The organism is Streptomyces sp. NPDC058662, from assembly GCF_042716255.1.
Taxonomy (GTDB): domain Bacteria; phylum Actinomycetota; class Actinomycetes; order Streptomycetales; family Streptomycetaceae; genus Streptomyces.
In genome coordinates this window covers 118,017-139,952 of sequence record NZ_JBHXRU010000004.1, presented here as the reverse complement: position 1 = coordinate 139,952, position 21,936 = coordinate 118,017, and the positions used below count along the sequence as shown (strand labels likewise).

Below are 21,936 nucleotides of genomic sequence, written 5' to 3'. Positions count from 1 at the left end.
ACCCCACCCACCACCCCAAAACACCCACCCCCCACCAAACCACCCCACCCCACCCCCACGTGAACCACATCACACCCACACCCCAACCCCCGGCGCTCGGCGTCCCGCGCGAAGCCGCCGTGGAGTGGGCCCCGGGGCGCGGGCTAGGGGGGCGGCCGAAGGGCCGCGCCGCACCCGCCCGCAGGCAGCGGTCCGTGCACGGAAGCTTGGAGATGCGGCGTTACGACGGTCTGGATGAGCTGGGCGTACAAGGGAGCGGGGCGGCGGTAGCTCATGTGCGGCCGTCACCCCGTCGACCCACTGCGGTACCGGCCCCGTCACGGGAGCTCCCGGCCACCTGAACCACGTGCGACCCATGAGCCCCGTACGTCCCGGGGGTGCGCCCCGACCGCCCGCGAATACCGGTCGAACCCGACAGAATTCGCCAACACGGCGCGTCCCGGGGCCGTATACGACGCCTGCCACGCCTGCTCCTGCGTCGCGCGGCCGACCTCGGTACGGCCGCCGGCCGGGGGCGTGTCTGGCCGGTGCGCGCCGAGAGCAGGGCAAGGGGATCGGCCATGACATCGGGCGACGAGGACGCGCGGTTGGTCGTGCCTCACCGTGACGATCCGCGGTGTGCGCCGTGCGCCGCGTCGGAGCCACGGGGGAGCAGGCCGACTGCGAGGAGGGGGACGGCGGCGAGGGCCAGCCAGGGGACGGCGGATGGGAGGTCCAGGTCGAGGAGGGCGCCGGTGGCCGAGCTGCCTGCGAGGACGATCAGGCCGGAGACGGAGGACAGCGTCCCGGTGTAGAGGCCGAGGCGCCCGTCCTCGGCGAGGTCGGGTACGAGGGCGCGGGCGGCGGGGACGAGCAGCATCTGGCCCAGGGTGAGCAGGACGACGTACCCCGCGGCGGGGAGCAGTCCGGCGAGTCCTGTCCACTCCGCCGGACGTGCGACAGCCACGACCGTGAAACCGGCCGCGACCAGCAGCAGCCCGGTGGCCATGGAGCGGCGCAGGCCGAGCCGGTCGCCCGCCCAGCGGGTTACCGGGAGCTGGGCGCACACGACCAGCAGGGAGGACAGGGCGAACAGCCAGGACAGGGACGTCTGGGAGCCCGTCGCACGCTCCACCTCGTCCGGCAGGGCGAGGTAGAGCTGGTTGTAGGCGAGCAGATAGGCGCCGTACGCGCAGCACAGGGCGAGGAAACGGCGGTTGCGCAGCATCACGCGGAGGCCGACCCGCCCTCGTATGTGGACCCGCCCGGGGATGTGCCGCGGCATGAGCCGCGCGTGCCCGGCGAGGACGAGGGCGAAGACCCCGGCCCCGGCGAGGCACGCGGTGCGGAAGTCCACGGCCAGTAGCAGGCCGCCGAGCAGGGGCCCGAGGAAGGCGCCCGCCTGGCCGGCGGCGCTGAAGAGGGCCAGTACCCGGGTGCGCGGGCCGTGGCCCTCCTCCTCCCAGACCACGGCCTGCCGGGCCGCCTCGGACTCCACCGCCGGGGAGAACAGGGCGGCGGCGAACCCGATCAGCAGGACGGCGCCGATCACGGACCAGGTCGCCTCCGCGTACCCGAGCCAGCCGAATCCGGCGATCCGCAGTACGCAGCCGCTCAGGACGACCGGGCGTACGCCGTAGCGGTCCACGAGCCATCCTCCGACCGCGAACAGGCCCTGCTGGCTGAAGGTCCGCAGGCCGAGGACGAGGCCGACCATCCAGCCGGCCATGCCGATCGCGGTGCCCAGGTGCTCGGCCATGAAGGGCAGTACGGCGAAGAAGCCGATGTTGAAGGCCAGTTGGGTCAGGATCAGGAGGCGCAGCAGCGGTGGCAGGTGCTTCCAGGTCCGCTCGCGCGGGGGCTTCGGAGCTCGGGCCGTTCGACGGGGCAGGACGCGGCCGAAGATGTCGGTCATCGTGTTTCCGTCAGTCCGCGTGCGGTGTCAGGACGGATGTGCGCGGTTGCGGCACGATCGGCGGCAGCGGCTCGGCAGAGGGTTCCGCGGGCGTCGTGGGATGTACCGACGCCCGCCTCCCCGGCCGGGGGGCGGGTACTCCCCCGTCTGCCTTCGGGCGGGGTGAGCCCCAGCCCGCCGCGGCCGTGACCGCGAGCGCGCCCAGGAGGGCGAGGACGGCGGCCGGAGCGAGGACGGCCCAGGGGGCGCGTTCCACGTACGGCTGGTTCTCGGCGAGCAGCAGGCCCCACTCGGGCGACGGCGGTTGCGAGCCCAGGCCGAGGAAGCCGAGGGCGGCCAGCGACAGGGCGATACCGGGAAGCCGGAGCAGGGCGTGGCGGGTGACGGGCGGCAGGACGGCCGGAAGCAGTGCGCGGGTCAGGACGTACCAGGGGCTGGCGCCCAGGGAGCGGGTGGCGGTCAGGTAGGTCGCGGCGCGCTCCTGCTGCAGCAGGTTCGAGGCGTGGGTGGCCAGCGGCGACCAGGCGACGGCGGCCACCGCGAGGGCGGGGGTCCATGGCCCGCTGCCGAGGACACCGGTGAGGAGAAGCGCGGCCAGAACGGGCGGCACGGCGTTGACGGTGTCGACCACGGGCCCGGACAGCCTTGGGAGCAGGCCCAGCAGTACGCCGGCCACGAGTGCGGCCGCGCTCACCGCGAGGGCGACGCCGAGCGTCGTCAGGGCACCGTGCGAGATGCGGGCGAGGATGTCCCTGCCGAGCGCGTCGGTGCCGAAGGGGTGGGTTGGGGAAGGGGCTTGGAGGCGGGCGCCGGTGTGCAGGGCGAGTGGGTCGCGGGGCAGGCCGGCGCCGATGACGGCGGCGAGCAGCGTCCCGTACAGGAGGGGTGGCGTCCGGGGTGCGGGGGGTGCGGGCCGGTGCGGGGAGAGGAGGGCGCCGTCGCGCAGCGCGGGTCCGATCAGCAGCCGGGCGCAGATCCGGGCCAAGGCGCCGACGGCGGCCGCGAGCAGCGCCAGGCTGAGCGTGCCGGTCTGCAGGACGGGCAGATCCTGGGCGAGGGCGGCGCGCAGGGTGAGTCGGCCCAGGCCGGGTATGTCGAAGATCTGCTCGACGGCGACCGAGCCGCCGGTCAGGCCGACGACGAACAGTCCGAGGTTGGGCAGGATTCCCGGCAGGCAACACCGCAGGGCGTGCCGGGCCACAGAGCTCGGCGGGATGCCTCGTGCGGCGGCGGACGTCGCCCATGGTGCGGTGAAAGCGCCGGGCAGCAGATCGTCCAGCATGCGCCCGAGGACCGCGCCGGCGGGTAGCCCGAGGGCGAGCGAGGGCAGCACCATCCACTGCGGGCCGTACCAGCCCAGGGCGGGAAGCCAGCCGAGCTGTACACCGACCACCGAGGCGAGTACGGCGGCGACGAGGAACTCCGGCAGCGCGGCCAGTACCGCCGGCGCGGTGTTGGAGGTGCGCCCGCCGAGTCTGCGCCGTGAACCGAGCCGCACGGTGCGGGCACACACGGCGGCGGCCGTGCCCGTGGCGACGGCGAGGGAACCGGCCATCAACAGCAGCGAGACGCCGAGGGCCTCTGCCGCGGACGGCAGGACCTCGGTGCCGGAGATCCAGGACCGGCCGGCGTCCCCGTCCGGCAGCCCGCCGAGCCAGTGCGCGAGCAGGACCAGGGGGCCGTCGTCCAGGCCGAGTTCGTCGCGTACGGCGGCCAGCGCCGCGGGGGTGGGGTCGTGCTCCGCCGAGCGGGCTTTGAGCACGGTCAGGGCGGGGTCGGTGCGCGAGATCCACGGCAGGAGACCGATCCCGCACACCAGGGCCGTCGCGAGCAGGGCCCGCCACAGCATGGTCGGCCCGCCGCTGCGTGCGAGGGTGCGCAGGGCGGCGGTCATGGCGGCCGTGCCGCGCCGGGGGCGGTCGGATATGCCGTTCAGCGCCGGGTCCCCGTTCCGACGAACTGCCGGTCGTACGGGTCGAGCAGCGTGCCCTGCACGGAGGCGCCGATGCCGGTGGCGACCGTCAGGTGTACGAGCGGAACCACGGCGTCGGTGGCGAGGATGGCCGCCTCCGCCTTCATGGCTGCGTCCTGTCGCTCGGCGGTGTCGGCCACGGCCTGGGCGTCCGCCACGGCCTTGTCGATCCGCTTGTCGCACAGCAGCGACAGGTTGTAGGTCCCTTGGCAGGTGAAGTCGCTGCCGAGGACGGTGACGGGGTCGCCGGTGTCGAGCATCATGTTGCGGGAGGCGACGGCGGCGTCGAACGTACCGGCGAGCAGGTCGCTTTCGATGCGCGCGTAGTCGCGCACCTCCAGTTTCACCTTGAATCCGGCATTTTCCAGTTGCTGTTGCAGCACCTGGGCGGTCTCGGCGAGCTCGGGCCGGCCGGTGTAGGTGGCAATGGTGATGCTCTTCCCGCTGGGTTCTGTGGCCTCGGCCCGTCCGGTGGGTTCGGTCCGCTTGCTCGCCGCCCAGTTCAGGGCGGGTCCGTAGATGCCCTGGGCGGCCTCGGCGTGGCCCTCGTAGACGTCCTTGGCGATGACGGAGGGGTCGATCGCTGCGCGCGCGGCGGCGCGCAGCCCCGGGTCGGTGAAGACGCCTGACGTGGTGTTGAGGTAGAGGCTGGTGTTGCGGGCGTTGTTCGTCTCGTGGACGGTGCCCTTGTCCAGGGACGCGATCTGGGCCACGGCGAGGGCCTCGGCGATGTCCGTCTGGCCGGTGCGCAGGGCGTTGGCACGGGCGGTGCCGTCAGCGATGAACGCGGCGTCGATGCCCGGCGCCTGGGCGCTGCCGCCCCAGTAGTCGTCGAAGCGGTCGAGAGTGGCCGCCGTGTCGCCGGTGATCCTGGTGAGCGCGAAGGGGCCGGTGGCGGTGCCGACCGGGCTCACGGTGCCCTTCTTCTCGTACGCCTTCGGGGAGAACACCGCGAGGTTCGGGCTGGACATGCGCAGGGGCAGGACCGGGTCGGCGCCGCCGGTGCCGACCCGCACCTGGTCATCGCCCACCGCCTCGGCGGTCAGCTCGACGCCGGCGAGGGCGGTGGGGGCGGGCTCGGCTTCGGCGGCGTGCGTGAGGGCGGAGGCGACGGCCTGCGCGGTGAGCTCGGTGCCGTCCTGGAACGTCGCGTCCCGCAGCGTGAACAGCCAGCTGCGGCCGCCCTGCTCGCTGGTCCACGACTCGGCGAGCGCGGGGACGGCGGTGCCGTTGGCGTCCAACCTGGTCAGCCCCTCGGAGACACCCAGCTTGGACAGGTGGAAGGCGTCCTGGCTGTACGGGGAGAAGTTCCGCGCCGGGGTGAACGCGAGTGCCACCCGCAGCCGGCCGCCGTCGCCGGGGGCGGCGGAGTCTGCGGAGGCGGCGGACGACGAGCCCTCGCCGCCGGTGGCGAAACATCCCGCGAGAAGCGGGGTGAGGAGCAGGCCGGCTATCGGGCGGCGGGGTGTTCTCATGGCTCGCGCTCGTGTCTTCCGGTAGTGCTGATCAACGGAAGTACGAAGAGTACATGAAAATCATTTCCATCTAACCGGCGGGGCGGCCAGCTCCCCGTCTCGTGCTGGAGTCGTTCACTTCCTGGGGGACCCTCCAGGGATTGGCGCGCCGCAGTGGGGCGGGAAGGAGTGTCTCCGGCATGTTCTGGTAGGCCACGGGGCGCATCCAGCGGGCGACAGCTCTGCTGCCGACGCTGGTGTGCAGGGGGGATGTGGTCGCGGGCCACGGGCCGCCGTGGTGCATGGCGGGGGTCACCGCGACGCCGGTGGGCCAGCCGTTCCATACCAGGCGTCCGGCTTGCAGTGCTCCGGTCAAGCGGCGGACAAGCTCTTCGTCTTCCTGTTCCTGGCCGTGGATGGTCGCCGTGAGGCCGGCCGGCAGCGCGGGCAGTGCTTCCAGCAGGTCCTGGGGGGTGGTGTACGTGATGACGAGTGAGGTCGGGCCGAAGCACTCTTCGAGGAGTTCGGGAAAGGCCCGTACGTCTTCGGCCGTGGTCGTGAGGAGAGCGGGGGCGCCGGCACGGGGGTCTTCGGGCTGATCAGTGAGGTGCAGGGGGCGCACCGCGGGGTGGGCGGCGAGTTCGGTGAGGGTGGTGCGGTAGGCGGTGCTGATCCATGAGCCGAGCATGGTGGCGGGGTGGGTGGCGGCGATGACTCGGCGCATCTCGTCGTCGAGGCCGTGGCCGGCCGGGAGGAAGAGCAGGCCGGGTTTGGTGCAGAACTGCCCGTGGCCCAGGGTGACCGAGGCGATGTACTCGCGAACGATGGTCTCCCCGCGTGCCGCGCAGGCCGCCGGGGTCACCACCACGGGGTTGAGGGAGCCGAGTTCGCCGTAGAACGGTATGGGGTCGGGACGGCTGTTGGCCAGGTCGAACAGGGCGCGGCCGCCGGAGGTGGAGCCGGTGAAGCCGACGGCGCGGACGGCGGGATCGGTGACCAGGCCGCGGCCCGCTTCACGGCCGTGGACGACGGACAAGGCGCCCGGCGGCAGGGCATCGGCCGCGAGCTCGGCGGTCAGGTCGGAGAGGCGGGGGTGCCCTTCGTGTGCCTTGACCACGACGGGGCAGCCCGCGGCGAGCGCGCTGGCGGTGTCGCCGCCCAGCACGGAGAACGCGAACGGGAAGTTGGAGGCCGAGAACACCGCGACCGGCCCGAGCGGGACCAGCATGCGGCGGACGTCGGGGCGGGGCGCGGGGTGCGCGTCGGGGTCGGCCGGGTCGATCATGACGTCGAGGAACGCGCCGGCCTCGACGTCGTCGGCGAACATCTCCAGCTGCGCCTGGGTGCGTCGGATCTCGCCCCGCAGACGGTCGGCTCCGAGTCGGGTCTCTTCCTCGGCGACGGCTGCGAGGTGGACGGCGTTCTCGCCCAGGGTGTGGGACAGGTCGCGCAGAAGGGAGGCGCGCGCGGGGAGAGGAACGGCGGCGAAGGCCGAGGCGGCCTGGCGGGCACGCGTGGCGGCCTCGGCGGCGGTGGTCGTACGGGGAGTGGTCGTGCGGCGAGTGGTCGGCGTGCTGTCCGGTGACGGCGCCGGGCTGAGGGACGGCATGGTTGCCTCTCGGTGGGTGGTCGGGTGGGTGGGTTGCGGGGCGGGACGTGTCAACGGGGCGGGTGCTCGGCCGCTCGCGCCAGCAGTTCGGCGATGTGTACGGCTTCGACCCGCGACCGTGCGCGGCGCAGGCCGGTGCGCAGCTGGCGCAGGCAGCCGGGGTTGACCGCGGCGACGTAGTCGATGCCGGCGGCCTCTATCTCCTGGATCTTGGCGTCGAGGATGCGGCGGGACTCGCGAGGTCTGAGCAGTGCGTAGGTGCCCGCTGCGCCGCAGCAGGTGGCGGCGGAGGGCAGCTCGACGTACTCGGCGACCTGTCCGATCAGGTCGCGGGGCTGCTTCCACACACCGAGTCCGTTGCGCAGGTGGCAGGAGTCCTGCAACGCGACTCTGGCCCGGCGTCCGTCCACCAGCAGTTCGCCCGTCGCGCCGGTGCCGGCCAGGTGCGCGGAGATCTCCCGTACCCGCTCCGGGCCGAGGACGGCGGCCAGGTGGGCGGCGCACCCTCCGGAGGTGGTCACGATGGTCCCGGGCAGATCCTCCCCCAGTCGGCGGGCGAGGCGTTCTCCGGCCGCCGTGTCGCCGTTGTGGGCGTGCAGGGCGCCGCAGCAGCCCTGGTCCGCGGGCACCGTCGAGTCGGGCACCAGTTTCCTGGCCGCACGGCTGACCTCGGGGAACAGGACCCGTTCGAAGCACCCGAGCATGAGGGAGACCGGGGCGGCGGGGGTGGTGTCCTCGGACGGCCGGCTCGTGGCGGTTCTGCGCAGTATGCCGAGTATCCGGAAGCCGTGGCGCATGCGGGCCGCCAGCATCAGCGCCCGTGCGAGCAGGGGCTGCCCGCGTCCCTTCCACTGGTGGTCCCGCCACTGTTCCAGGAGCTGGCCGTACTCGACTCCCGCCGGGCACACCGGTTCACAGGCGCGGCAACCGAGGCATTGCGAGGACTGTTCCTGGAGGGTGGGGTCGTAGGGGTCGAGGTCCCCGTTCTGCAGGGCGCGCATGAGATTGATGCGGCCTCTCGGGGACGAGGCCTCGTCCCCGGTCTCGGCGTAGGTCGGGCAGGCGGGCAGGCAGAAGCCGCAGGAGATGCACCGGGCCAGGAGGTCGGGGTCGAAGACGGGGTCGGCGTCGGCGTCGGCATCGGTCATGAACCCAGCTTTCCGGGATTGAGGATTCCGGCCGGGTCGAAGGCGGCCTTGACCCGGCGCAGCAGCGCGATCTGTTCGGCGCCCAGCTGCGTGGACAGGTACGGGAGTTTGGCGGCGCCCACTCCGTGTTCGCCGGTGATGGTGCCGCCCAGCTCGACGGCGGTGGTGAAGACATCCTTGAAGGCGCGTTCGGCACGCTCGATGCCCTCGGTGTCCTCGGATGAGCCGATCACACAGGTGGGATGGAGGTTGCCGTCGCCGGCGTGGCCGAACGTCGCCATGGTGACGTCGTGCCGGTCGGCTATCTCCCCGATGCGCTCGACCATCTCCGCGATGCGTGGACGGGGGACGGTGGCGTCTTCCAGGATGGTCAGTGCGCCGAGCCGGGAAAGGGCGGGCAGGGCGCACCGACGGGCGGCGAGGAGCGCCTCGGCCTCGGCGATATGGGCGGCTCGGCTGACCTCCAGCGCTCCCTGGACGGTGCAGGCGTCGCTCATGCGGACCAGGGCCCGCTCGACGGCGTCCGGTTCACCGTCGTCGCCGAAGAGGAGGAGCGCGCCGGCGTCCGTGCGCAGGCCGAGTCCGGCGAAGGCTTCCACGGCTGCTATGCAGGATCGGTCGAGGAACTCCAGGGTGGCGGGCAGCACGCCGCCAGAGATGATCGCGGTGACGGCCCGGCCCGCGGCGGCGAGGTCGGGGAAGTAGGCGACGCCGGTGCCGGAGGTCCGGGGCGCGGGCCGCAGCGCGAGGGTGGCCTCCGTGAGGACGGCGAGGGTGCCTTCGGAGCCGGTGAGCAGGCGGGTGAGGTCGTATCCGGCGACGTCCTTGTGCAGGCGTCCGCCGGTGCGGATCACCTCTCCGGTGGGCAGGACGGCTTCCAGGCCGAGGACGTGGTCGCGGGTGACGCCGTATTTCAGGCCGCGCAGTCCGCCGGCGTTGGTGGCGATGGTGCCGCCGATCGTCGCGACGGTGCGGCTGCCGGGGTCGGGGGCGTACAGCAGGTTTTGGTCGGCCGCCGCGTCGGCGAGCGCGGCGCTGGTGACACCGGGCTGGACGCGGGCGAGGAGTTCGGCCGGTTCGATCTCCAGGATGCGATCGAGGCGGGTGAGGGACAGGATGATGCCGCCGCGCAGGGCGACCGTGGCGGCGCAGAGGTTGGATCCGGCCCCGCGGGGGACGACCGGAATGCCGTGGCGGGTGGCGAGGCTCAGGACGGCCGACACTTCCTGTGTGTCGGCGGGGAAGACGACGGCGTCGGGTCGTGCGGAGAACAGGGGGGTCGCGTCCCGGCTGAAGGGGACGAGGTCGCCGTCCTTGTCGCGGTAGTGGGCGGCGCCGACGATGGATTTCAGCGCGGCTCCGACGGGGGCTTGCACGGTGGCCTCCTGGGCCGGTCCTCACCCGCGGGGGTGAGGACCGGCGGGCATCAGAACGTGAGGGCGGAACGGTCCGCGATGAGTACGGGCGAGTCGTGCACCGGTATGTCCGTGAAGGTGTACGTACCGTTCTGTACGGACCAGTTGGCGTCGGGGATGTCGTGGACGGCCCCGGTGTGCACGTCGACGTAGACCGGGTCGGCGAAGTTGCCGCCGGTGAAGGTGAGGTCCGTGGCGGTGCGGGTGGTGCTCTCGCTGGGCTTGGTCGCTCCGGACCAGACGCCGACGATCTGCCGGCCGGTGTCGCGCTTGGCGAAGGCCTGCACGGTGAGCGATGTGTTGGGCGTCGCGCTCCAGCGGTAGCCGGGCAGGGGCTTGACGGTGCTGTCGAAGACCGATGCCACGGTCTGGACGGCGTAGTAGGAGGGCTTGGCGTAGCGGATGGTCTTGTCGGTGTTGGTCCGCAGCAGCCCCTTGCTGTTGATCTTCGAGGGGTAGTGCAGGTCGGAGATGCTGAAGACGCTGGTGCTGATGTCGCGTCCGAGGTCGTTGAGCACGCGGCGCAGGAACCACTTCGACTGGCTGAGTTCCGTCCAGTCCAGGTCACCGAGGGCGCCGAAGCTGCCGGGCCTGCTGGGTGCGCCGTTCTCGCCCTGGCGCAGGACGGTGCCGGGGGCGTACTGGGCGATGAGCGCCCTGATCTTCTCCACCTGCCCGTACGTCCACGCGTCGTCGGGGTTGGGGTTGTAGGGGTGGTAGCTGATGCCGTCCAGGAGGTGGGCTTTCCCCTTCCCCGCGAGCCCGACCAGGAAGTCCTGGGTGTACGGGACGTCGATGCCGGCCTCGGCCGGTCCGTAAATGACCGCGGCGGGCTGCTCGGCTCGCACGCGGGTGGCGGTGCGGATGAAGAAGTCGGTGTAGTTCGCCGCGGGGATGCCCGCGAGGTTGGGTTCGTTCCAGATCTCCCATTCGGTGACGCGGCCCTTGTACCGCTTGACCATGGCGGTCACCCAGGCGTCCCAGCCGGTGAGCGCCTCCGGGGAGGTGGGTATCTGGCCGCCGAGGCCGGAGCCGCCTCCGCCGGTGTATGCGCCGTTGCCGTAGGACAGTTGGACCCAGGGCTTGACTCCCTGGCGGGTGGCGTCGTCGATGATCCGGTCGAGCCAGGTCCAGTCGTAGACGCCCTTGGTCTTCTCGGTCTTCGCCCAGCCGCCCTGGAGGCGGACGCCGGTCGCGCCGAGCCGCCCCAGGTAGGGCGCGAACGCCTGGTGGTCGGTGTAGTCGCGGTCGAGTGTCTCGGCGCCGACGAGCAGTTTGGAGGTGCCGATCTGCTGAGCGGGGCGCGGGGCGACCGAGCCGAGGTGCGGCCAGCCCTGCGGGGTGCTCTCGGTGGTGGTGCGGACGTCGTCCAGCCAGGCGGTGCCCGTACCGGCGGTGGCGACGCCGGCCTGGATGCTGCCCAGTGACCTCACCGTGGTCCTGAAGGCCAGGCGCTGGGCCTTGCGCGCGCCGTCGATGTACACGTCGGCGGTCCCCGAGGACGGGTGGGCGACCACGCGGATGTCGTACCAGCGGTTGGCCGTGTACGTGCCGAGGTCGACGTGCTGGGCCCCGTTGTAGGTGTACAGGCGCCCGTCGGTTCCCATGGCGACGGTGACGTTGTGTCCGGCGCTGCCGTCGAGGTGTACGCCGATCGTCGTCGAGGTCTGCGCGGCGCGCAGTCTGAAGCCCGCGACGACGCTGGAGGAGGTGGTGCCGAAGGTGGCGCTCGCGGTGACAGGGGCGCTCGTGGAGGTGTCCCGCAGGCGCAGGCTCCGGTCCACGGTGCCGGGGACGCCCTGCACAGTGGCGTCGCCGGGCGCGCCCGTGACGGACCAGCCGGAGGGCGTGGTGCCGAGCGCGGTGGTGTCGAAGTCGCCGGCGATGTCGGCCGCGGTGGCCGGGCCCGCGGTGACGACGGAGATCAGGCCGCCGACGAGTACGCCGGCCATCAGGACGGCGAAGGGCCGCCTGGATGTGGGGGAATGGTTGACCATGTGTTCCTGCCTTCTTCCTCGGAGGCTGGTTCGGCCGGTCGGCCGGCCTGCGGCGGGGCGACCCGCCGCAGGAGCTGTGGGTCAGTCCTTGGCAGAGGGGGCGAGGACGTGTTCCTCGTAGGCGCGCAGGGTCTCGGCGTCCGCCGGGTAGGTGCCGCGCAGCGGGGCGCCGGCGGCGACGCGCTCGGTGATGAACGTCTCCAGCCGCTCCTGCTCCCCCGCCTGACGGGCGATCACGGGAACGAGGTGGCGGGGTACGCAGACCACGCCGTCCAAGTCGCCGACCAGGACGTCGCCCGGGTAGACGGCGACGCCCGCGCAGCCGACGGGGACCTGGAGGTCGACAGCGTGGTGCATGGCCAAATTGGTCATCGCGGCCGCGCCGGTGGAGTAGACGGGCATCGGGAGGCGTCCGATGTCCTCGATGTCGCGCAGCGTGCCGTCGGTGACCAGTCCGGCGGCGCCCCGGACCGACAGTCGGGTGAGGAGGATGTTGCCCGCCGAGGCGGCGCGGCCCTCGCCGCGGCAGTCCACGACGAGGACCTGGCCGGGGCCGACCTGTTCGACGGCCGCGCGCTGGGGGTGGTCGTAGTCGTCGTACACGTCGAGGGTGTCGATGTCCTCGCGCGCCGGGATGTAGCGGAGGGTGAACGCTTCACCGATCATGCGCGGCGCGGCATCGCTCACGCGGGTGAGTCCGGCGAGGAAGGTGTTGCGCAGCCCGTGCTTGAAGAGCTGGGTGGTGATGGTGGCGGTGCTGGCCTGGCTGAGGGCGGCCAGGTCGTCGGGGTTCAGCGGCGTCTGGGGCGTCTGGGGCGTCTGGGGCGTCTGGGGCGTCTGGGTCATGATGCGGTTCCTTGAGGCTGGTGGGCGGTGGTGCGCGCCGGGGCGGTGAGGAGGGAGTCGAGGGTGGGGTCGGTGCCGGGCGGCCTGATCTGGGCCGTCAGTCCGCCGTCCACGGTGAGTACCTGACCGGTGATGAAGGAGGCCTCCGGCGAGGCGAGGAAGGCGACGGCCGCGGCGATGTCGGTGCCGTCGCCCATGCGGCCGAGGGGGACCGGTTGGATACGGGCGCGTTTCTGCGCGGCGTCCAGCAGTTCGTAGCGGTCGTTGATGACGGGGCCCGGCGCGACGGCGTTGACGCGGATGCCCATCGGGGCGAGTTCGAGGGCCGTTGCCCGGGTGGTGGCCTCGACGGCGCCTTTGGACGCGTCGTAGGCGACGGCCGAACGGTGGGCGCGGGTCGCGCCGACGGAGGAGATGTTGACGATCGCCGCGCCGGCCGACATCACCCGGGCCGCGGCGACGGTGCACAGGAATGTGCCGCGGGCGTTGACCGCGAAGCTGCGGTCCCAGTCCGCCGGGTCCAGATCGAGCAGGTTGCCGCGTCCCAGCATCGCGGCGGCGGCGTTGTTGACGAGGAGGTCCAGGCCTCCGAACGCCTCCACCGCGCGGGTGACGAAGGCGTCGACCTGCGCCGGGTCCGAGACGTCTCCCGGGCAGGCGACGGCACGCGCCCCTCCGTCGCGCAGCGCTGCCGCGGCCGCTTCGGCCTCCCGCTCGTCCGGGCCGTTGACGGCGATGGCGGCGCCTTCACCGGCCAGCCGCACGGCGATGGCGAGGCCGATGTTGCGGGCCCCTCCGGTCACGAGGGCGACTCGGCCGGCGAACCGTCCGCCCTTGGAGGGCTGTTCGGCCCGGGAGTCCGTCATCGTGTGGCTTCCTGCCGGTCGACGACGGCGTCGGCGCTGGTGGCGGCCCAGGTGAGGGGTCCCGCCGACGCCTTCACCAGCTCCGGGTCGAGACGTATGCCCAGGCCGGGCCCCGACGGCACGTGCAGCCGGCCGCCGACATAGCGCACCGGGTCTGCCACCACGTCGCGGGTGTAGAGCAACGGGCCCACGGGGTCACTGGGCACGGTCACCTGGGCCATCGCCATGGCGACGTGGGCCGCGGCGGCCGTACCGATGGACAGTTCCTGTGTGGTGCCGACCAGGCACGACTTACCGGCGGCCGCGGCGATCGCGAAGATCCGCCGGGCCGGGGTGATGCCGCCGATCGCGATGACACTGACGTTGAACACGTCGACGGCGTCGGCGCCGACCAGGTCGAGCGCCCACCGGAATCCGTAGACGTGCTCGCTGATCGGTACGGGGAGACGGTTGCGGGCGTACACCAGGCCACGCACGTCGTGGTCGGGGGCAGGTGCCTCCACGAGGTCGAAGTCCACGTCGGCGACGCGTTCGGCGAAGTTGCAGGCGGCTTTGGCGTCCAGCAGGTTGGAGAAGTCGAGTGACTTGATCGTGATCCGGTCGCCGAAGCGTTCGCGGGTGGCGCGCAGGAACCGTTCGTCCAGGTCCAGCCGGCGTCCCACGTACACCCGGAAGAATTCGAAGCCCTCCCCGACGCGTCGCTCGACCATGGCGAGGTTGCGTTCGACGTCCTCCTCGTGCTGCTGGCGGAAGATCGGGTACGCGATGGGGACGGACTCGCGGACGGCGCCGCCCAGCAGGTCGCAGACGCGGACCCCGAGCTGCTTGGCCGCCAGGTCCCAGAAGGCGATGTCGACACCGCACTTGATGGCACGGCTCTTGTCGTAGATGTAGCCGGCCTGCGGGAAGTTGGCTTCCAGGCGCCGTTCGACCTCGGTGAGCTGGAGGGCGTCCAGGCCCACCAGGATCTCGTTGAGGGTGGCTTCCAGTTCCGGGACGTCGAAGTGGAAGCGCGGCAGGTGCTGGAGGTCGGACATCTCCCCGATGCCGACGAGGGAGTCGTCGTCGGTGTGGAGTTCGACGAGGATGTGGCCGCAGGTGATGCTGTTGTGCCGGGGGGTGTTGATCGAGGTCAGGCTGACCCTGGTCACCTTCGCCACAGTGGGCTCCGTTCCTTGTTCTGCGATGTCGGGGCGGTGGGTGACGGCCGGGTGTCACCGGCCGCCGGGAAGCGTGCGGGGGTAGGGGCGCCGGCGGGGGTGGTGTTCCGGCCGGGTGCCCTGGCCAGCAACTCGCGGGTGTACGCGTGGACGGGCGCCGCGTAGATGTCCTCCGCCGTTCCCTCCTCAACGATCCGGCCGTGGCGCATCACGGCGATGCGGTGGGCGACCGAGCGGACCACGGCCAGGTCGTGGGTGATGAAGAGGTAGGCCATGCCGTGTTCCGCCTGGAGGTCGGCGAGCAGGTTGAGCACCTGGGCCTGGATCGACACGTCCAGGGCGCTGACCGCCTCGTCGCACACGATCAGCCGGGGGCGCAGGGCCAGGGCCCGTGCGATGGCGATGCGCTGGCGCTGGCCGCCGGAGAAGGCGGACGGGAAGCGGTCCAGGGCGAAGGAGTCCAGGCCGACGTCCCGCAGCAGCGCCGTGAGGATGTCCTCGCCGGCGTCGAGGCCGTGCACCCGCAAGGGCTCCTGCAGGATCTGCCGGACGGTCAGCCGCGGGTCCAGGCTCCCGTACGGGTTCTGGAAGACGACCTGTACTTCCTGCTGGATCCGCCGCAGCCCGTCCGGGCCGGGCCGGGTCACGTCGATGCCGTCGTAGCGGACGGCGCCGCCGGACGGGCTCTCCAGGCGGAGCAGCAGTTTGGTGAGGCTGGTCTTGCCGGAGCCGGACTCCCCCACCAGGGCCAGCGTCCGGCCCGCCTCGACCCTCAGGCTGACCTCTTGGACGGCGTGGACGTGGCCGGTCACCCGGCGCAGGGCCCCGCTGCGGACCGGATACCGCAGGTCCACCGCGTCGAACTCCACGATCGGCGGTTCGGCGGCGGCCGTGACCGCGGGCTCGGGGCCGGTCGCGGGCTCCGGGCCTCTCGCGGGCGCGGAGCCGGTCGCAGGCGCGGTCCGCGTGGTGGGCGGTTCCGTCGGGGCGTCGGCGAACCGGCAGGCCGCCGCGTGGCCGCCGGCGAAGACGGTCAGGGGCGGCGCGGTGGTCACGCAGTCGTCCACGGCGACGGGGCAGCGGGGAGCGAAGGAGCAGCCGGAGGCCCTGTCCCGCAGCCGGGGCGGCTGCCCCGCGATGGACACAAGGCGGGTACGGGCGGCGGCGTCGAGTCGTGGTGTGGCCGCGAGGAGTGCCTGGGTGTACGGCATGCGCGGACGTTGCAGGACGTGCGCGGCGGGGCCGCTCTCCACGACACGGCCGGCGTACATCACGGCTACCCGGTCGGCCTGTTCGGCGACCATGCCGAGGTCGTGGGTGATCAGGACCAGCCCCATGCCGAGGTCGACGCACAGGGAGCGGAGCATCGCCATGATCTCCGCCTGGACGGCGACGTCCAGGGCGGTGGTCGGTTCGTCGGCGATGAGCAGCTGGGGGCGGGCCGCGATGGCCAGGGCGATGGCGGCCCGCTGCCGCATGCCGCCGGACAGCTCGTGCGGGTACTGCCGCAGTCTGCTCTCCGGTTCGGGCATCCGGGCCAGTTCCAGGGCCTCGACGGCGCGGCGCCGGGCGTGTTCGCGGGTGAGGCGCTCGTGGGCGCGCACCGCGTCCACGATCTGTGTGCCGATGGTGAGCAGCGGGTTGAGTGCGGAGCTGGGGTCCTGGAAGACCATGGCCACGCGCCGGCCGCGTACGGCCCGCCACTGATTGGCGTCCAGGGTGCGCAGGTCGGTGCCGTCCAGCCGGAGGGAACCGGTGATGCCGCATACGGGCTCGGGCGGGTTCAGCCCCAGCAGGCTCAGGGCGGTGACGGTCTTGCCGGAGCCCGACTCGCCGACGATGGCCAGGGTCTCGCCGGCTTCCAGGTGCAGATCAACGCTGTCCACGGCGCGTACCGGTGGACTGGACTCGGTGCCCTGGAAGGTGACGCTCAGGTCTTCGATCTCAAGGAGGGACATGGGCGTTCCTCACGAACCCAGGCTGGCTTCGGCGAGCCGCCACTGGCCGTCGACGTCGAGCTGGATGCCCCTGAGCCTGCTGCTGTGGATGAGGGGGGACTTGGCCTGGTGCAGGAACACCCAGTAGTTGTTGTCGATGATGCGGCGCTGCGTATCGGCGTACGCCTCCGTGCGCGCCGCCCTGTCGGTGGTGCCGGCGCCGTTCGCGAGCAGGGCGTCGAGGACGCGGTCGTCCAGGCCGGACCAGTTGTTCGGTCCGTTGCTGGTGAAGTACGGGTTGAACGACAACGACGGGTCCAGGCGGGGGATGTCGATGACCAGGAGCGCCGCGTCGAAGTCCCGGTTCTTCATGCGGTCGAGCTGCGTCTGGAATTCCAGCACCTCGGCCGTGGGGGCGAAGCCGGCCTCCGTGAGCTGGCTCTGCAGGAGTTCCGCGACGGTGGGGTCGGGGGCGCGGCGGCGGGCGACGACGGTGATGGGCACCGCGCCGCGCAGCCCGGCCTCCTCCAGGGTCTTGCGTGCCGCGGCGGGGTCGTGGGGCAGGGGGGCTATGGAGCCGTCGTAGAACCAGTCCGAGAGGATGGCGAAGGACGGGGCGATGTCGTACTGGTCACCGGCCGCTGCCTTGCCCACCGCGCGGCGGTCGACGGCGTGGGCGAACGCGGCTCGCACCTTGGGGTCCTTGAAGGGGCCTCTGGTGACGTTGAGGGCGACGTAGTAGGCGCGGCGCACCCCGCCGTCCTTGATGATGATCCGCTTGTCGCCGCTGAGCTGCTTGTACTCCTCCGGCGGCAGGGCGCGTACCAGCTGGACGCCTCCGGTGGACAGTTCGGCGCGCAGTACCTTGGCCTCGGTGACGAAGCGCAGGACGACCTTGTCCAGCTTCGGCAGGCTGCTGCCGTCGGGATTCTTCGCCCAGTACGTGGCGTTGCGTTCGGCGGTCAGCTGCACCTTGGACCGCCATTGGACGAAGGTGAAGGGGCCCGTGCCGACCGGTCGGCGGCCGAAGTCCGCTCCGCCCTTCTTGAGGGCGGCGGGGGAGGCGATCATTCCCGTCTCGTGCGCCAGGTGGGTGAGCAGCAGCGGGTCGGGCGAGGTGAGGGTGATCCTCACGGTCGTGGCGTCCGGCGTCTCGACGGCTTTCACCTTGGCCAGTGCGGCGGCCTTGGTGGATCGGGTGGCCGGGTCCATCACCCGGCGCAGGTTGAAGGCCACGGCTTCGGCGTCGCAGGCCGTCCCGTCGTGGAACGTCACCCCTTGGCGCAGTGTGAAGGTGATCGCGGAGCCGTCGGTGCCCCACGTGGTGGCGAGCGCCGGCTGGAACGTTCCGTCCGGGTTCTGGCGCAGCAGCGCGTCGAAGAAGAGGTTCAGCACGTTGCGGTCGGAGGAGATGGCGGCGCTCAGTGCCGGGTCGAGGGTGACGGGTTCGTTGTCGAATCCGGCGGTCAGGGTGCCGGAGGAGGAGCCGGACGAGCCGGAGTCGCCGCCGCAACCGGTGAGGGTGGGCAGGGTGGCGGCGGCCGCGGTGGCGGCGGCGCCGGCCAGGACGGCGCGGCGTGGCAGACGGCGGGACGGGCGGGAGGAAAAGGGCATGACGGAGCACTTCCTTGTGCGGAGCGGGGTGCCGAGGAGGCGGGGCGGGGGGACCGCCCGGTGGGGCCGACGGGTCGTGGAAGGGTGCGCTGGTGCGGCACGCGGCTCGGGGCGTCGGTGAGGGGGTGTTCGGGGCGCGGTACGGGGCCCCGTGAAGAGGGGTGGATTCAGGTGGGGGCCGAGGGGCCGTCAGGGGGGCCGCGTCAGCGCGGGGGCGTCAGCTGGGGAAGGTGCGCGTCGAGCGCGTCCCGCAGGGCGTCGGCGAGCATGTTGAACGCGGCGACCGTGAGGAGGATGGCCAGGCCGGGGAAGACGCTCAGCGACCAGCTGGCGCTGAGGTGGTCGGTTCCGGAGGCCACCATGGCGCCCCAGCTGGGCTGCGGCGGCTGGACGCTCAGGCCGAGGAAGCTCAGGGCCGCTTCGGCCATGATCGCGGTGGAGACCTGGAGCGCGGCGAAGACCAGCAGGGTGCCCGCCAGGTGGGGCAGGAGGTGGCGGCGCAGGATGGCGGACTGCGGTACGCCCACGATGCGCGCGGCGGAGACCCACTCGCGGGTCCGCAGCGACAGCACCTCGGCGCGGACCACCCGGGCGAAGCGGGGGGTGGTCACCACGGCGATGGCGATGAGCGCGTTGCGCAGACCGGGGCCCAGCGCCGCGACCACGGTGAGGGCGAGCACGAGCAGCGGGAAGGCGAGCAGCCCGTCGGAGACCCGCATGATGACGGCGTCCAGCCACCCGCCGCGGTATCCGGCCAGCAGACCGAGGACGGTTCCCGCCACGAGGGCCGCGCCGACGGTGATGGTGGCGACCTCCGCGGTCACGAGCGCCCCGGCGGTGATGCGTGCCAGGAGGTCCCGGCCCAGTTCGTCGGTGCCCAGCAGATGCTGCGCGCCGGGGCCGGCGAGGAGGTTGTTCGTGTCGGTGGCCCTCATGCGTTCGGTCATGAACGGCCGGGCTGCGGCGGCCAGGGCAAGCGCCAGCAGAACGGGCAGGGCGAGTTGGGCGCGGCGGTCGCGGAGTAGCCGGTCGAGGACCGGGCGGCGCGGGGCCGGGGTAAGGGTTTCGGTGGCCATCGTCGCTCCTGTCAGTACGTGATGCGGGGGTCGAGCCACGCGTAGACCAGGTCAGCCAGCAGGTTCACCAGGAGGACGAAGAGCACGACCATCAGGACGGCGCCCTGAACGACGGGCAGGTCCCGGCTGAAGATGCCGTTGACGATCAACGTGCCCATGCCGGGAACGGTGAAGACGGTCTCGGTGACCACGGTGGCGCTCATCAGGGCGCCGATCTGCAGCGCCACGACCGTCACGACGGGGACGATGGCGTTGCGCAGGGCGTAGACGCCGACGATCCGGCGGCGGGACAGGCCGCTGGCTTCCGCGGTACGGATGTAGTCCTCGTTGAACACGGCCAGCAGGGCGGCGCGGGTCTGGCGCATGGTGACGGCCGCGATGGTGGAACCGATGGTGACCGCCGGCAGCGCCATGTGCCGCAGGTTCTCCACCGGATCCTCGGTGAACGGCACGTACCCGGAGGGCGGCAGCAGTTCCAGCCACAGCCCGAAGACCAGGATGAGCAGGGCGGCCAGGTAGAAGTGCGGCGCCGACAGGGCTACGAGTCCTGCGGAGTTGAGCGCGGTGTCGGTGGGGGTACGTCGCTTCACCGCGGCGAGCACCCCGGCGGGGACGCCGATGAGGAGGGCGAATACCAGGGCGATGACGCCGAGTTCGGCTGTCGCGGCGAGCCGTTCGCCGAGTACGGAGCCGATCTCCTCTCCGGTGAGCCAGGAGGCGCCCAGGTCGCCGTGTGCGATGCCGCTGATCCAGTCGGTGAACTGTCGCCACAGCGGTGCGTCCAGGCCGAGTTCGGCGCGCAGGGCCGCCCGGTCCGCGGCACTGGCCTCCTGGCCCAGGATGTCCAGGGTGGGATCTCCCGGCATCAGGCGCAGCAGGAGGAACAGGACCAGCGACACGATCAGGACGACGGGTATGAGTTGTATCAGGCGGCGTATGAGGTATCCGGTCATCGTGCCGGCTCCGTTTGTCTGTCGTGGCGGCTGCCGTACATCGCCCTGTCGGCGTCCACCTGCTCCCGTGGCAGGCGGCGAAGCCACTCCAGCCGCGGTGCGGGGGCGAGATCGTAGGCGTAGAGGATGAGGGAGCCCGCGCCGTGCGCGCGGGCCTGGCGGGCGACCTCCGTGAGTTCTCCCTCGCTGCGGGTCTGCGCGGAGCCCAGGTTCCAGCCGGCCGCGATCCGGGCGCCGGTACGGCCCGCCGCGACGAGGTCCTGCCGCAGGGCGGAGGCGTCCCCGGCCAAGTCGGTGACCGTGAGCCCGCCCGCGGCCGAGCCCAGTACGCCCAGGTCGCCGGCGGATTTCCCGTCGCACGCATAGGGGTCGGCGGTGGCGCGGACGGAGAGCGGCAGCCCTCCAGACGCCTCGGCCGCCGCCCGTACGAGGTCGGTGGTCACATCCGCTCGCACGGCGAGCAGGGTGTCGTGCAGGTCCTGGCCCAGTGCGGTGACGGCGTCCTCGGTGATGCCGCCCCCGGTCCGGGGATCGCTCAGTTGGGCGAGCACGGCGGCGCGCGTCCTGGCGGCCGCCCGCACGCTGTCGACGCCGGCGTCGGAGAACCGGGCGGAACAGGCGCGGCAGAAGCAGAGGGAGAGCAGCCAGCGGTCCACGGGCCGCAGCGCCGCCCCGGATTTGTCGTGCGCGCCCTGGTGCTGCCAGCCCAGATAGCCGAAGGCCTCCAGTTCCAGAGCGCTCACTCCCGGCTGCACGGCCGTCTCCGCGACCAGGGCCGCGGCGTAGTGCACCACCTCCGGCTGGGCGGGGCACAGGGCGTGCCGGTAAGGGTGGCCGAAGGCATTGCGCAGGGACAGCTCCGGGCGGGTGCCGGCCAGGTGCGACTGGTGGAGTCCCACCAGCCAGGCCGTCACGGCGACACCTGAGCCGACCAGCGCGTTTGTCGCGGTCGTAGCCTGGTCGCCGAGCACGGTCAGGGACAGCGGGGGGCGGTCCCCGTCGCCGCCGGACTCGTCTCGCGGGACGAACCAGCGGCCCGCGGAGAAGTCCACGACCGCCGCCGGGTCGCTCGTCGTCAGCAGCCAGCGCCCGCCGTGGTAGGCGTAGGCCAGACGGACCCGGTCGACTCTGGCCGCCCGCAGCCGCTCGGCCTCCGCGCGGGGAGCACGGCGGAACGACACGGGATGGGCGAAGACCTCGATCTTCACCGTTCGTTCCCGAGGGCACCGGCCAGGGTCCGCTGGGCCTTGCTGATGTGGGCCCGGGTCAGACGCTCGGCCCGGTCGGCGTCACCCTGCTCCACGGCCTCCAGGATGGCCGCGTGTTCCGCGGCCTCCTCCTCGAAGGTCGCCCGCAGCCGCCAGCCCAGACCCGCGACGAACGCGGTCAGGTCCTGCAACTGGTCCAGGAATCCGCACAGGAAGCTGTTGTCGCACGCGATGTACAGCTCCCGGTGGAAGCGCCGGTTCGCGGTGCCCAGGCCCTGGGTCTCCCCGGAGCCGATCAGCGCGGCGGCCTCGGCGAGCGCGTGCCGCGCCGCGGGGTACGCGATGGCTCCGCGCTGTTCGGCGGCCAGACGCACCGCTTCGGGCTCGGCGGCGCACCGGGCGGTGTACAGCTCCCGCACCAGTTTGTCGTCGGGCCGGCGGACGCTCACGCCCTGGTAGGCGTTGACCTCCACCAGGCCGGTCGACTGCAACTGCTTGAGCGCCTCGCGCACCGGGGTCTTCGAGACGCCGTACAGCTCGGCGAGCTCGCGCTCCACCAGCGCCCGTCCGGGAGGCAGCGCCCCGTCGAGGATCGCCTGCCGCAGCGCGTCGCGCACCCGGTCCATGCGCGAGGCGGGCTGACCGAGGGGAGGGAGCTCCATGGGAGGAGAAGGCGCGACACCCGGTGTCTCGTATTCGATGCTTGGCATGGCGGCATGCTGGTATACCAGCATGCCAACGCGCAACCCCCTGACGTAACTTCGGTGAAACTTGATGCCAGTTGATG

Annotated in this window: 16 protein-coding genes; all 16 read right to left on the bottom strand. The window is 72.3% G+C overall.

Going from position 1 to position 21,936, the window contains the following annotated elements:
- Nucleotides 1-598: 598 nt before the first annotated feature.
- The 16 genes from ACFWUQ_RS03585 to ACFWUQ_RS03510 all read right to left on the bottom strand — a co-directional run bounded on the left by ACFWUQ_RS03585 (nucleotide 599) and on the right by ACFWUQ_RS03510 (nucleotide 21,859).
- On the bottom strand, nucleotides 599-1,894 hold the full coding sequence (locus ACFWUQ_RS03585; protein WP_384532136.1) for an MDR family MFS transporter: 1,296 nt from the start codon (nucleotides 1,892-1,894) through the stop codon (nucleotides 599-601).
- Nucleotides 1,895-1,904: 10 nt separating this feature from the next.
- A complete protein-coding gene (locus ACFWUQ_RS03580) occupies nucleotides 1,905-3,788 on the bottom strand; it encodes an ABC transporter permease subunit (RefSeq protein WP_384532134.1) in 1,884 nt (627 codons plus the stop codon).
- 38 nt (nucleotides 3,789-3,826) lie between these two features.
- Nucleotides 3,827-5,341 carry an ABC transporter substrate-binding protein gene (locus tag ACFWUQ_RS03575; RefSeq protein ID WP_384532132.1) on the bottom strand — a complete coding sequence of 505 codons (1,515 nt, stop codon included), beginning with the start codon at nucleotides 5,339-5,341 and terminating at the stop codon, nucleotides 3,827-3,829.
- Nucleotides 5,342-5,411: 70 nt separating this feature from the next.
- Nucleotides 5,412-6,929, bottom strand: coding sequence for an aldehyde dehydrogenase (NADP(+)) (locus ACFWUQ_RS03570; protein ID WP_384532131.1), 1,518 nt, complete (start codon nucleotides 6,927-6,929; stop codon nucleotides 5,412-5,414).
- 50 nt (nucleotides 6,930-6,979) lie between these two features.
- Nucleotides 6,980-8,077 (bottom strand): (Fe-S)-binding protein, encoded by a 1,098-nt coding sequence (locus tag ACFWUQ_RS03565; protein ID WP_384532128.1) that lies wholly within the window; start codon nucleotides 8,075-8,077, stop codon nucleotides 6,980-6,982.
- Nucleotides 8,074-9,453: an FAD-binding oxidoreductase gene (locus ACFWUQ_RS03560; RefSeq protein ID WP_384532126.1), complete on the bottom strand. Its 1,380-nt coding sequence runs from the start codon at nucleotides 9,451-9,453 to the stop codon at nucleotides 8,074-8,076. The genes ACFWUQ_RS03565 and ACFWUQ_RS03560 overlap by 4 nt, the downstream gene beginning before the upstream one ends.
- 50 nt (nucleotides 9,454-9,503) lie before the next feature.
- Complete coding sequence (locus ACFWUQ_RS03555) at nucleotides 9,504-11,489, bottom strand: hypothetical protein (protein WP_384532124.1); 1,986 nt, start codon at nucleotides 11,487-11,489, stop codon at nucleotides 9,504-9,506.
- A gap of 81 nt (nucleotides 11,490-11,570) precedes the next feature.
- Nucleotides 11,571-12,335, bottom strand: a complete 765-nt coding sequence (locus ACFWUQ_RS03550; RefSeq protein WP_384532122.1) for a ribonuclease activity regulator RraA — start codon at nucleotides 12,333-12,335, stop codon at nucleotides 11,571-11,573.
- On the bottom strand, nucleotides 12,332-13,201 hold the full coding sequence (locus ACFWUQ_RS03545; protein WP_384532119.1) for an SDR family NAD(P)-dependent oxidoreductase: 870 nt from the start codon (nucleotides 13,199-13,201) through the stop codon (nucleotides 12,332-12,334). Before ACFWUQ_RS03545 ends, ACFWUQ_RS03550 begins: the two co-directional genes overlap by 4 nt.
- Nucleotides 13,198-14,352, bottom strand: coding sequence for a mandelate racemase/muconate lactonizing enzyme family protein (locus ACFWUQ_RS03540; protein ID WP_384532116.1), 1,155 nt, complete (start codon nucleotides 14,350-14,352; stop codon nucleotides 13,198-13,200). The genes ACFWUQ_RS03545 and ACFWUQ_RS03540 overlap by 4 nt, the downstream gene beginning before the upstream one ends.
- The gene (locus ACFWUQ_RS03535; protein ID WP_384532113.1) at nucleotides 14,349-16,319 is read right to left on the bottom strand and encodes a dipeptide ABC transporter ATP-binding protein; all 1,971 of its coding nucleotides are present in this window, start codon (nucleotides 16,317-16,319) and stop codon (nucleotides 14,349-14,351) included. The genes ACFWUQ_RS03540 and ACFWUQ_RS03535 overlap by 4 nt, the downstream gene beginning before the upstream one ends.
- A 9-nt stretch (nucleotides 16,320-16,328) precedes the next feature.
- On the bottom strand, nucleotides 16,329-17,912 hold the full coding sequence (locus ACFWUQ_RS03530; protein ID WP_384532110.1) for an ABC transporter substrate-binding protein: 1,584 nt from the start codon (nucleotides 17,910-17,912) through the stop codon (nucleotides 16,329-16,331).
- A 203-nt stretch (nucleotides 17,913-18,115) separates the two neighbouring features.
- The gene (locus tag ACFWUQ_RS03525) at nucleotides 18,116-18,988 is read right to left on the bottom strand and encodes an ABC transporter permease (protein ID WP_384532107.1); all 873 of its coding nucleotides are present in this window, start codon (nucleotides 18,986-18,988) and stop codon (nucleotides 18,116-18,118) included.
- Between the two features lie 11 nt (nucleotides 18,989-18,999).
- The gene (locus tag ACFWUQ_RS03520) at nucleotides 19,000-19,941 is read right to left on the bottom strand and encodes an ABC transporter permease (RefSeq protein WP_384532105.1); all 942 of its coding nucleotides are present in this window, start codon (nucleotides 19,939-19,941) and stop codon (nucleotides 19,000-19,002) included.
- Nucleotides 19,938-21,149: a hypothetical protein gene (locus ACFWUQ_RS03515; protein ID WP_384532102.1), complete on the bottom strand. Its 1,212-nt coding sequence runs from the start codon at nucleotides 21,147-21,149 to the stop codon at nucleotides 19,938-19,940. The genes ACFWUQ_RS03520 and ACFWUQ_RS03515 overlap by 4 nt, the downstream gene beginning before the upstream one ends.
- Nucleotides 21,146-21,859: a GntR family transcriptional regulator gene (locus tag ACFWUQ_RS03510; RefSeq protein WP_384532099.1), complete on the bottom strand. Its 714-nt coding sequence runs from the start codon at nucleotides 21,857-21,859 to the stop codon at nucleotides 21,146-21,148. The genes ACFWUQ_RS03515 and ACFWUQ_RS03510 overlap by 4 nt, the downstream gene beginning before the upstream one ends.
- Nucleotides 21,860-21,936 lie beyond the last annotated feature (77 nt).

What these genes read in the sequence shown, in the direction of transcription:
- ACFWUQ_RS03555 (WP_384532124.1), bottom strand. Translation starts at nt 11,489, where the DNA reads ATGGTCAACCATTCCCCCACATCCAGGCGGCCCTTCGCCGTCCTGATG.
- ACFWUQ_RS03570 (WP_384532131.1), bottom strand. Translation starts at nt 6,929, where the DNA reads ATGCCGTCCCTCAGCCCGGCGCCGTCACCGGACAGCACGCCGACCACT.
- ACFWUQ_RS03565 (WP_384532128.1), bottom strand. Translation starts at nt 8,077, where the DNA reads ATGACCGATGCCGACGCCGACGCCGACCCCGTCTTCGACCCCGACCTC.
- ACFWUQ_RS03535 (WP_384532113.1), bottom strand. Translation starts at nt 16,319, where the DNA reads ATGTCCCTCCTTGAGATCGAAGACCTGAGCGTCACCTTCCAGGGCACC.
- ACFWUQ_RS03575 (WP_384532132.1), bottom strand. Translation starts at nt 5,341, where the DNA reads ATGAGAACACCCCGCCGCCCGATAGCCGGCCTGCTCCTCACCCCGCTT.
- ACFWUQ_RS03550 (WP_384532122.1), bottom strand. Translation starts at nt 12,335, where the DNA reads ATGACCCAGACGCCCCAGACGCCCCAGACGCCCCAGACGCCCCAGACG.
- ACFWUQ_RS03580 (WP_384532134.1), bottom strand. Translation starts at nt 3,788, where the DNA reads ATGACCGCCGCCCTGCGCACCCTCGCACGCAGCGGCGGGCCGACCATG.
- ACFWUQ_RS03530 (WP_384532110.1), bottom strand. Translation starts at nt 17,912, where the DNA reads ATGCCCTTTTCCTCCCGCCCGTCCCGCCGTCTGCCACGCCGCGCCGTC.
- ACFWUQ_RS03545 (WP_384532119.1), bottom strand. Translation starts at nt 13,201, where the DNA reads ATGACGGACTCCCGGGCCGAACAGCCCTCCAAGGGCGGACGGTTCGCC.
- ACFWUQ_RS03510 (WP_384532099.1), bottom strand. Translation starts at nt 21,859, where the DNA reads ATGCCAAGCATCGAATACGAGACACCGGGTGTCGCGCCTTCTCCTCCC.
- ACFWUQ_RS03520 (WP_384532105.1), bottom strand. Translation starts at nt 19,941, where the DNA reads ATGACCGGATACCTCATACGCCGCCTGATACAACTCATACCCGTCGTC.
- ACFWUQ_RS03585 (WP_384532136.1), bottom strand. Translation starts at nt 1,894, where the DNA reads ATGACCGACATCTTCGGCCGCGTCCTGCCCCGTCGAACGGCCCGAGCT.
- ACFWUQ_RS03525 (WP_384532107.1), bottom strand. Translation starts at nt 18,988, where the DNA reads ATGGCCACCGAAACCCTTACCCCGGCCCCGCGCCGCCCGGTCCTCGAC.